Source organism: Mucilaginibacter sp. (genome assembly GCF_025359345.1).
GTDB lineage: Bacteria > Bacteroidota > Bacteroidia > Sphingobacteriales > Sphingobacteriaceae > Mucilaginibacter.
This window is the reverse complement of sequence record NZ_JANYGQ010000006.1, coordinates 32,549-41,740: the sequence shown is the minus strand read 5'-3', so window position 1 is coordinate 41,740 and position 9,192 is coordinate 32,549. Positions and strand designations below refer to the sequence as shown.

9 protein-coding genes and 1 tRNA gene are annotated in these 9,192 nt (G+C 36.6%); 5 read left to right on the top strand and 5 right to left on the bottom strand.

Annotation, left to right across the window (positions count from 1 at the left end):
- Positions 1 to 843 precede the first annotated feature (843 nt).
- From Q0R52_RS03260 to Q0R52_RS03245, 4 genes are all read left to right on the top strand, one after another.
- Positions 844 to 1,515: a hypothetical protein gene (locus Q0R52_RS03260; protein WP_295792093.1), complete on the top strand. Its 672-nt coding sequence runs from the start codon at positions 844 to 846 to the stop codon at positions 1,513 to 1,515.
- Positions 1,516 to 1,573: 58 nt separating this feature from the next.
- Positions 1,574 to 2,356, top strand: a complete 783-nt coding sequence (locus tag Q0R52_RS03255) for a DUF2971 domain-containing protein (RefSeq protein WP_295792092.1) — start codon at positions 1,574 to 1,576, stop codon at positions 2,354 to 2,356.
- A 216-nt stretch (positions 2,357 to 2,572) separates the two neighbouring features.
- A complete protein-coding gene (locus Q0R52_RS03250; protein WP_295792091.1) occupies positions 2,573 to 3,304 on the top strand; it encodes an N-6 DNA methylase in 732 nt (243 codons plus the stop codon).
- A 51-nt stretch (positions 3,305 to 3,355) separates the two neighbouring features.
- Positions 3,356 to 3,838, top strand: a complete 483-nt coding sequence (locus Q0R52_RS03245) for a hypothetical protein (protein ID WP_295792090.1) — start codon at positions 3,356 to 3,358, stop codon at positions 3,836 to 3,838.
- A gap of 25 nt (positions 3,839 to 3,863) precedes the next feature.
- On the opposite strand, the gene Q0R52_RS03240 is transcribed toward Q0R52_RS03245, so the two are convergent.
- The 4 genes from Q0R52_RS03240 to Q0R52_RS03230 form a co-directional block, all read right to left on the bottom strand.
- A complete protein-coding gene (locus tag Q0R52_RS03240) occupies positions 3,864 to 4,121 on the bottom strand; it encodes a hypothetical protein (protein ID WP_295792089.1) in 258 nt (85 codons plus the stop codon).
- A gap of 38 nt (positions 4,122 to 4,159) precedes the next feature.
- Complete coding sequence (locus Q0R52_RS03235) at positions 4,160 to 5,287, bottom strand: S1/P1 nuclease (RefSeq protein ID WP_295792088.1); 1,128 nt, start codon at positions 5,285 to 5,287, stop codon at positions 4,160 to 4,162.
- Positions 5,288 to 5,622: 335 nt separating this feature from the next.
- Positions 5,623 to 5,835, bottom strand: a complete 213-nt coding sequence (locus Q0R52_RS29300; RefSeq protein WP_366520846.1) for a helix-turn-helix transcriptional regulator — start codon at positions 5,833 to 5,835, stop codon at positions 5,623 to 5,625.
- Positions 5,836 to 6,719: 884 nt separating this feature from the next.
- Complete coding sequence (locus Q0R52_RS03230; protein WP_295792087.1) at positions 6,720 to 6,992, bottom strand: hypothetical protein; 273 nt, start codon at positions 6,990 to 6,992, stop codon at positions 6,720 to 6,722.
- 359 nt (positions 6,993 to 7,351) lie between these two features.
- Between Q0R52_RS03230 and Q0R52_RS03225 the strand changes: the two genes are divergently transcribed.
- On the top strand, positions 7,352 to 8,512 hold the full coding sequence (locus Q0R52_RS03225) for an RNA-binding domain-containing protein (RefSeq protein ID WP_295792086.1): 1,161 nt from the start codon (positions 7,352 to 7,354) through the stop codon (positions 8,510 to 8,512).
- Between the two features lie 542 nt (positions 8,513 to 9,054).
- Here the strand turns inward: Q0R52_RS03225 and Q0R52_RS03220 are convergent.
- Positions 9,055 to 9,127 (bottom strand) — tRNA-Phe (locus Q0R52_RS03220).
- Positions 9,128 to 9,192: the final 65 nt, after the last annotated feature.

Sequence of the window (9,192 nt, the reverse complement as noted above, 5' to 3'; positions counted from 1 at the left end):
CTTACGAAAGTCAAAGCCAAAGCCAAAATAGTTAATACCGAACTTAAAAATCGTGGCTTGCGATAATACGGGAAATAAGGCGTTCATTCCTCCTAAGTGCTACAGAACATCCCGCCAGGCTTCGTTCAGTTTAGTAAGCTTACAGCACACTAAACTTTCACCACTTATACCCGGCACTGCAGCAGGACATTTTTTGTCTTTTATATGGCCAGGTCACAAAAATGTCCCACTTTGGCCTGCTATTAATTGGCCTGTCATGATGTTTGTGAGCACAAAGTCGTACTTCACATGAGCTCTCTTTGCCTTTTTCATTAGTTTCGCTAATGCTGCACTCTCACTTGGTCTGGCGACCAGGTGACGCTTGCAACGCTCAACCAATTCAAAGTCAATCGCTCATCACAATTTTGCTCGCCTGCTCATCGGGCAATGCTTCGAAGTTGTCATAGCATTTGGTCAAATGCAATGCCAACATCTTGTGAGGCATATTTAGCAGCCGCCTGACGGCTCCCTCTGCTAAAACGTTGCCCTCAACTCGCAAAGCGGCGAGCGGAATAAATATTTCGCTTCTCGAAATATTGCAACTGCATCCATTCAACTCGATGAGTTAAATAAATGCAGTTGACAACGCGCTTGATTATTAACGTATTTATAAATAATGTAAATTCACATACTTAAGTCTTTAATATGTCAAGCTGTCCCTATTGCAATTCTCCGTTTAACCAAAGTGATTTAAAACTTTATAACTCATTACCTGAAGGCGACTATTTCATAAAGACATCCTGTTGCAAAAAAGAAATGAATGTAAATACGTTCTGTGATCCTATTCGCTTCATAGGAATGACAATGAAAGAGTTCGATGCAGAACTTAAAGAGGTTTATGAAGAGGAAAAACGAGAAGAACTTATAAAAGAATTTGCTAAGCCAAGTTACGAACATGTACTAGAAAAGAACGATTTTAAAACGGCAGATATACCCTATCACGTTTTATTAGAAACACAAGAATGGTGGGACTTTAGGAACAGAATTCTAAAAAAAGATGGTTACCGCTGTTCCAATTGCGGGAAGGGACCGACAGAATCTAAACAGAAAAATGATTTTGATATATCAATCGACAATTGGACTGGGCACTATTGGATAGATGAAGAATATAATCAAGATTATTATAAGGATAAAAAAATTCATATATGGTGGCCTGGTGGGCCGACAGAGCCTAATATAATAGTAGTTGCGGATAAACCCTATCATTTACACGCCCATCATAAACACTACATAGTTGGGAGATTACCGTGGGAGTACGAAGAGAAAGATTTAACAACTTTGTGTAATTGGTGCCATTGGGAGTTCCATCAAAACAATAAAGTAAATGTCTATTCGGAGTCTAAAGGAGTTTTGCATTCTGTATCATATACTATTTGCGGTCGTTGTAAGGGCGCTGGTTGGTTTCCAGAGTATGTTCATGTACAGGGCGGCATTTGTTTTGAATGCGGTGGACATCCCTATCGGGTAACGAAATAACATATTCCAATTGACAAGCTACTATCATTAACAATAAATTTTTTCATACACTAGACTTATGAATAGACAAGATGAAACCCACTTTGATAAAGCTTATCGATACATTTCATTTAATGGATTATGGAGAACTATAGAAAACAAATCTTTAAGATTCACTTCCGTTTCCGAATTAAATGATCCTTTAGATAATAGCGTTTATTTGCTCCCCTTACCTCATCCTGGTTGGAAAATTATCAATAATGACACTGTGCAGCATGAAGAAGTAAAGAAGCTTTACAATAAGATAACCTCATCTTTCTATTTATGCTGTTTTAGCAAAACATACAAAGATTTAAATTCATATTTAATGTGGGCATATTACTCAAATAATCACCAAGAGGTTTGTTTCGAAGTGGATTTTAAGAAACACAGGCTTTTAGGAGGACCTCTCTTTGTACATTACTCAGATAGCTTAGTAAAGCTTCGAAATAAATTCATCCAACCGAAAAATGAATTCGGTCCTGTCTTTCTAACTCATAAGTCATCAGTATGGAAACATGAGCAAGAAGTTAGATTGATCATAATTTATAATGAAAAAAATCAAAACGAAGAGGGGTATACATTAAGTGGCGACCTCAAGCATATATTTCTACCTATAAACTTATCAATAATATCGAAAATAATCTTTGGTATAAAGGCATCTGACGAAGATAAATTAAAAACAGCAATGATGTTTATTGACAGAGGACTTAAACCTAAATTTGAGGAGCTTATCATCAACCCATCAAATCTAAAGCTCGACGCTCGAAAATACGTCATTCATCTTAATAAGGTTTATAAACCGTATAAATCTCAAGAATAGTCTAAAAACAAATCTTTAGTGCAAGCTTCCGATATGTCAATTCTCTCCACAAAGTTAGCTGATCCATCAGCACAATATCACTTCGTTGCAAGATAGGATCTCGATAATGGGTTTCCCTCCCGGGAGCCTCCGCATTATCTCAATCTCCAACTTGCTTTAGTGCTGCTGTTCAGCAGTTCGTCTGTTCGAGAATTCACTCGAATTAAACTTACTGCAATGACTGATATCAAACAACTACTCAAAGAGTTTGAACGCTTCGCCCATGGACAAAACTTACATTCTGCATTCGCTGACCTACTTAACTGGACACTCTTACCTTTTAAAATGTGTGCTGACCAGGACGAGCAAAACGGAAATTTTGAAGCCTACAAAACACACCCAAAAATCACTCAACTTACCACCTTGATAACTATCATAGGTGACCTGTCAGAAGGGTTTTCCGACCCTTTGGGGGAACTTTATATGCAAGCAATATCTAATGGTCACAACGGACAATACTTCACCCCGGAGCCTATATGCGGGATGATTTCGGCAATGACTATCGGCGAAGGAATTGAAAATCGTGAAACCATTTGTGACCCTGCATGCGGCTCCGGTAGGATGTTATTAGCCGCTGCAAAGCAAAACCGTCATTCAAAGTTTTATGGTGCTGACCTCGATAATACATGTTGTAAAATGGCCCTGGTTAACATGCTCCTTAATTCTTTAAAAGGGGAAGTAGCGCACATGAACACCCTTAGCAACGAGTTTTACACTGGCTACAGTGTTAATACTACCATTGTTGATGGTTACCAAATGCCCTACTACATTGAATTCACAGAACCTTTGTTAAGTTATATTTGGCTAAAGCCTAATCAAGTTGCGAAACCTAAACCAGCATTTTCTACTGCGTTTCACCCTGTGAGAGCGTCACATCCCATCAATGGCATACAAGGAACTTTGTTTTAAAACATCATTTCGAAGTTCAAATGTTTACTAGCTTTGTAAAAACTTATCCTTATGACACATAAAACAATACAATTATCACATAAGGTGGTAATTTCTTCACAGCAGGACCTAACTTACTACCAAGTTGAGCAATTTTACAATGACTACTTTACTGAGTATAATTATCAGTTATCATTCCTAAACATTCCAATAGGTCATCAAGCAAGCCAAATTGACCAAATGAAAATCATGCAAAGACTTGAAGGAATGTATGCGGCCTCAATTGCAAATAAGATAATTCAAAGTAGACCCTTTACTGATTTCTTTGGTTATGAACTTGTAACTCCTACTGTAAAAACGACTTCATATGGCTTCGTAAGAGGGCAGGTGAACCCCGAGTTAACTGTTTACCTCATAACCGAAGCGTTTGAGTTACTGGAGTCATTTGGAAACGTGCTCATTTTTAAGCATCCCAAGCCTCTCAATAGTAACAATATTATCTCTATTGAGTTGAGCGAATCAACATCGATTTATTCAATCACTTACCAAAGTTAAACGCTAGGCTTAATCAGCCTGGCGTTTATTGAACTACCTCGCGTTCACTCTTATTACCATATATTTTGATGGCTTTACTGAGCAGTTCTTCCGCCTTATGGTATTCCGTTGGACAGTGATCTTTATTGGTAATTTTAAAGTCTCCAACGACATCTCGCTGCATATGAAAGCGACGTCTAACTCCTTCATGGATCACATAGACCTGGAACGCTTTGACTTCCCTAACATGCATACTTATAAATTCAAACTTTGCACCTTCGGCTTCAACTTTAAAGTTTCTCATTCTGTTTGCAAGTATAATAAATTTTATGCCTGGCTGGATTAGTGTATGCCAAGTAACTGGTCAGGGTTTGTTATTATGATCTCAGGTTTGCCTTTATAGTCTCCCACTGTGCCACTAACTACAATAGTTTTACCAACTATCTTAGAAGCTATTGTTTTTGCATCCCCTTTTAAAACAACAGTTAGAAGCTGATTGGGATAGGCTGCACCAACATTTACTAATACCATGCTACCCATATCCTTCGTCCCATAAACTTTACCCTCAACCTTTACATTCTGACCAATGAAGTCTTTTACTTCTTTAAGTTGAACAGGCATTGGTGGAACAGGAGGTTCATTAATTGGTGGTGGAGGTGATAATACTACCTTAGTAATCTTAATTCGCTCGTTTTTAAATATTCGATTCAATTCACCGGCTAACCTAATCCCCGCCTGGTTGATACGTTTATGGATGATTGGAATCCATTTATTATAATAAGCTTCGTCTATGTTACTACTTACTTCGGCCTCCTTATAAAGTTCACTGCTTATCTGATAGCTTTCCCACAGCCAAACCATTGGATCAACGCTTTGCCAATCTTTAACTTCTTGAGGTTTTGCTTTATCACAAGCAGCGGTTAAATCAGCATCACTTAATTGCTCATGTTCAATCAACTTACTATCCCAAAGAGAATGTAAGTTAGTTCCCTTGCCATCGAATCTCACTTGAATCGTATTGCCTCCCTTATCTTCCCTACGGGAAACATGCATTGGCTGGTGAGCGTCGCCCACAAGGTGAATGAGGAACTTTAGAGCATCTTCCCTGGCAGTTACATTTGCTGTATTGTCTTTAATCGTTTCTTCAGATTTTAAGATAGCGGTATAGATATTGTCATTGTTCAAACCTCCAATATATTTGACAAACTCATCGTGTCCCAATCCCAAAGGCAGATTAAGGAAGTGCCAAGAGGCTGTATGCTTATATTGTTGCTGTCCGCGCACTTCATCGGCCCAACTACTTACATCCGTCATTTGTTGCCCGTTTAAAAAGGCCGAAACAAATCTGCCAGACTTGGGAAGTAAATGCCTTTCGGCAACAGCAGCAACGGTTCTATGACCGACAGCGCCCCATGAGATTAATGCTATTGCGACAATAAGTAACGGTGATAGGATGTGGTATTTCTTCATGAGTCGAATGTACAGATTTACTTAATTTTCTACTTTCTCCAACTTGTCACTAATGTGTACAACTGAGAGTAATTTATACTTTAGTAACGCTTTCCGAACTTTTCTTAATTCATATTGGTGACCGCGAAGTAATGATTTAACTTCAGCAATATCTTCCAAGAGACCAACTTCATCCGTTAGTAACATCTCATACTCCGTAGGCTCTTTCATATCCAAAGATAGCCTAATAACTATTTAAAACGGGAACTTAACTAAGTTACTAATGTTGAAATATATGGTTGACTCGAAGTGTCCCCTTTTAGATAATAAGGTTGAGTGGCATTTAGAACACCTTATCACTCATCTTCAAAGAACCAATCGAGAGGTACTTTGCAAAGTTTCGTGTAGTCATTTAGAATCGAAATTGGCATAGCGCAGTAAGCAACTTCATAGTTTTGAATCATTTGTTGAGTGCAGCGCAATATCTGACCGAGTTCACTTTGTGTAACTCCGAGTTCAAGTCGTTTCTGCTTGATTTTAGAACCTACAAGCTTGTTAAGATCGCTCATGAAGCAAATGTAACAGATTCAGTTTCTGTATTAAAAATCTAAAATGACCTTAAAGCTATTCGAATAAATACCCGGTAGCCAACGAAATTGGACTATACAAGGACATTTTCTTGACCAGTCCTATAATATTTTATAAATGTCCTTATTTATAAAAGGCATTAATTTGTCAGGGATATATAATGCTATTTTAAAAAATACTGTTGTTTGGTAATGTTTAAAGACTCTAAATTTTTAGGGGTTAAACCCTGATATGTAACTGTCTTAAATTTATCGGTAATAAAATTACCTGCACCAAACTTGCATTTAGGACTTACCGAGTTGTAGAACTTGATAATACAAATTGTTTTATTAGCTTTGAGAAAGCCTAACCTCCATACAATGAAGAGATTAATTCACATATGCAGTTTTGCTTTCCTGATTTGGATAAGCACTTCTAGTTGCAATACATATTATATTGCTTCATCAGTTCAACCAACAGATTTGTACTCTGATTATGAAGCTACCCAATTAGCCTATAACGTGCCAGTGGGGACCGTCTTATTGCTAAAAGGACAACCGAGAAACGGGTTCATCCAAGCAAGGTATCATTCATATTCGGATTGGTTTTGGCTAAACTATTCAAATGTCACCTTGATTCCTGGAGCCGATCCAAAACAATATTCAAGTTCATATTCCACCTACGAAACGAGTTACAAGGCTGGTAATGGATATGACGCCACTATACAAACGGGTTCTCGTGGAGGGAAATACTATATTAATAAAAATGGTAATAAGACTTATGTCAAAAGAAGTACACCGTCAGGAAGCACAAAACATGTGGGTGGAAGAGGTTCTAGAGGCGGTAGGCATTAAGCATTTTTGCGGTCATGCTCAATGTTGATTTACTAATTACTTATACTGACTTTTTTAATTTTAACTTTTTCGTCGAATTGTTCACTGGTAATAAACCCTTTACGAAGTTTTAGAATCAATTCCAACACCTTCAACGTACTATACTGTTCATTATAAAATATTGCGTCTTTTGGAAATCTAAAAGGACGCTTCCGAGCATTAATTATCCACTTTTCAGATTTATATATGAATTGCTCCAACTCAACTAATGGGCAATTAAAATGCAAATTAAAAGCTTCATCGTTAAAAACGTATTTTTCTTCCATACTTCGAAGGTATAAACTTACATTATCTAATTATTGATTTTTTTATCATTAAGTTTACTAAACCAAATCCAATCATAATGAGAAAGTTAATCCTAATTTCCTTGCTTGCCATGGGCACTTTAGTCGGCAATACTTCCATCAAACCGACGAATAATTCAGACAAAAAGAACTTTGCGACTTGCAAAGGCGAAACGCCTTGCAGAGCCTGCAAGAACTGCAAGTATTGTAAAAGGTGCGCTAAGAATGGTTTAACGTGTGGAGTTTGTAAGAAATAATTAGTTTGTATGACTTAATCCACTATAAAAACAGTAAAAACTAAGGCTTCTAAGCTCAGTTATTATTTTGACGAATTAAAAGATATGACATTAAAAGAACTTCAAGAAAATATTAACCAAACAATCAATGACCTCAAAAATCATGGTTTGTTTCCCAAAGAAAATAATCTGTATGACTACAAACTGGAACTCAATTTTTATGGTTTAAATGATCCAGTTGAAATTTTGATGCGAAATCTTGGAAAGGACATATTATCCTTTAGCAATGGGAATGGTGGCATTATTATTTTCGGTATAAAAGAAGATAAAATACATGGGACTTTAGAAGACGTGGGTCTCGATCCAAAAAATCTTGAATTACTTAACAAAATAGATTTGAATTCTGTAACACAAAAGTTTGAAAAAATCACTAAAGTCGGAGTCAGCATAGATTTACAATTTTTCCAAAGCGGCACTAGAAAATTCTACTACTTACTAATTGAAAAGCAAAACCAAGTCTTGATTCCAATCAATGATTTTTTAGATTATAAAATAAAAAAAGGCGAAATAATATATAGAACATCGAGTAAAAACGAGGTAGCAAATATTACAACTCAAGATTTCAATCGCTTTCTTCAAGTCAAGGCTAATGAAAAAAATAAGGAGTTTATGGCAATTTGGTCAAAGCTAATGCCAGAAATTTTCGACATAAATCCTAGGGAAATTTTGATAATTAATCCTAAGAGCAATAGGATTTATGGATTCAACGGCAAGGAAAACATTCTTTCAAGTAGTAAAATCGAAATAGATAAATCTGATAATGGCGTTTTTAACATTATTCTCAATGCTATTTCGGCTGGTGAAATTGGGAAGATCTCGGACGATGAAGGTAAGCCGCTTTATAAAATAGTCGGCGAAATAAAAACTACTGCACCAAGAGAGCATATTTCCTTATCAACACTACTAACGGAAGTCAAGAAGGTGATTAAGTACAATATTTCTAATATTCAACTCAAAGAAGTTATGAAATATCTAAAATGGGTAAATGACTCAAATTTTAAGGTCGAAAATCCAAAAATTGACCCGATTAACAAAGCATTCAGTGCCTATATCTGGTTAGAAATATTCGATGCAATTAAGGATGTCCACAAAGTTGTTTGTTCTAAATCAGCAATTAATAAAATATCAGAAACAGTTAACAATCCTGCTTTACATAAGGAAATATTTGGAAGAACACTAAAACTAGTACCCGTGAATATTGAATAGTTATGATAAACAGCAACAATACTAACTATGATTAAAGACACTTAGTTTTTAGGGGTAATACCCAGATAATTCGGTGTCTTATTTTACTGGCATCAGAATAGCTGGAAAGGCAAAAAGGCGGGTGGTGGTGATATATAATTATTCAGCAAAGTTAGGACCGGCGCTGCTGAAGCGTGCAAAAGATTGCCGAGCATAAACCCGCAGTCTACTACACAGGCTATTTATATCGTTTCCTTTTGCACTTGATTGCGCCGAACCTGGGTGGGGCTTTATAATTATTTATTCACTTAATCAAAATTGATATGAAAAAGCCCTTTAATGACTACTTAACATGTAAAATTACCATTAAAACTGCGCCAAAAGTGCGCCAAATACACACTAAAACTCCTTAATTACGAATCGGAAAGTAACAATCGAATGAAACAACTCCTTCAAACAAAAGATTAATCAACAGAACAAATAACCTGCATTTTGATGTCAGAAAGGCACTTTAAGGCAATAAAAAAGCCCTAAAGTAAACACTTTAAGGCTTCTAGTAGTTGTGGTATCAGCTGGGATCGAACCAGCGACACAAGGATTTTCAGTCCTTTGCTCTACCGACTGAGCTATGATACCGACCGTTTAAGGACTGCAAATGTAGCGTTTTTTTTATTTTAGGATGATTTTTTTTGAAAAAAGAT

Excerpts from the sequence above, each read along its gene's own strand:
- Q0R52_RS03260 (WP_295792093.1), top strand. The coding sequence starts at position 844 with ATGAAAGAGTTCGATGCAGAACTTAAAGAGGTTTATGAAGAGGAAAAA.
- Q0R52_RS03255 (WP_295792092.1), top strand. The coding sequence starts at position 1,574 with ATGAATAGACAAGATGAAACCCACTTTGATAAAGCTTATCGATACATT.
- Q0R52_RS03250 (WP_295792091.1), top strand. The coding sequence starts at position 2,573 with ATGACTGATATCAAACAACTACTCAAAGAGTTTGAACGCTTCGCCCAT.
- Q0R52_RS03245 (WP_295792090.1), top strand. The coding sequence starts at position 3,356 with ATGACACATAAAACAATACAATTATCACATAAGGTGGTAATTTCTTCA.
- Q0R52_RS03240 (WP_295792089.1), bottom strand. The coding sequence starts at position 4,121 with ATGAGAAACTTTAAAGTTGAAGCCGAAGGTGCAAAGTTTGAATTTATA.
- Q0R52_RS03235 (WP_295792088.1), bottom strand. The coding sequence starts at position 5,287 with ATGAAGAAATACCACATCCTATCACCGTTACTTATTGTCGCAATAGCA.
- Q0R52_RS29300 (WP_366520846.1), bottom strand. The coding sequence starts at position 5,835 with ATGAGCGATCTTAACAAGCTTGTAGGTTCTAAAATCAAGCAGAAACGA.
- Q0R52_RS03230 (WP_295792087.1), bottom strand. The coding sequence starts at position 6,992 with ATGGAAGAAAAATACGTTTTTAACGATGAAGCTTTTAATTTGCATTTT.
- Q0R52_RS03225 (WP_295792086.1), top strand. The coding sequence starts at position 7,352 with ATGACATTAAAAGAACTTCAAGAAAATATTAACCAAACAATCAATGAC.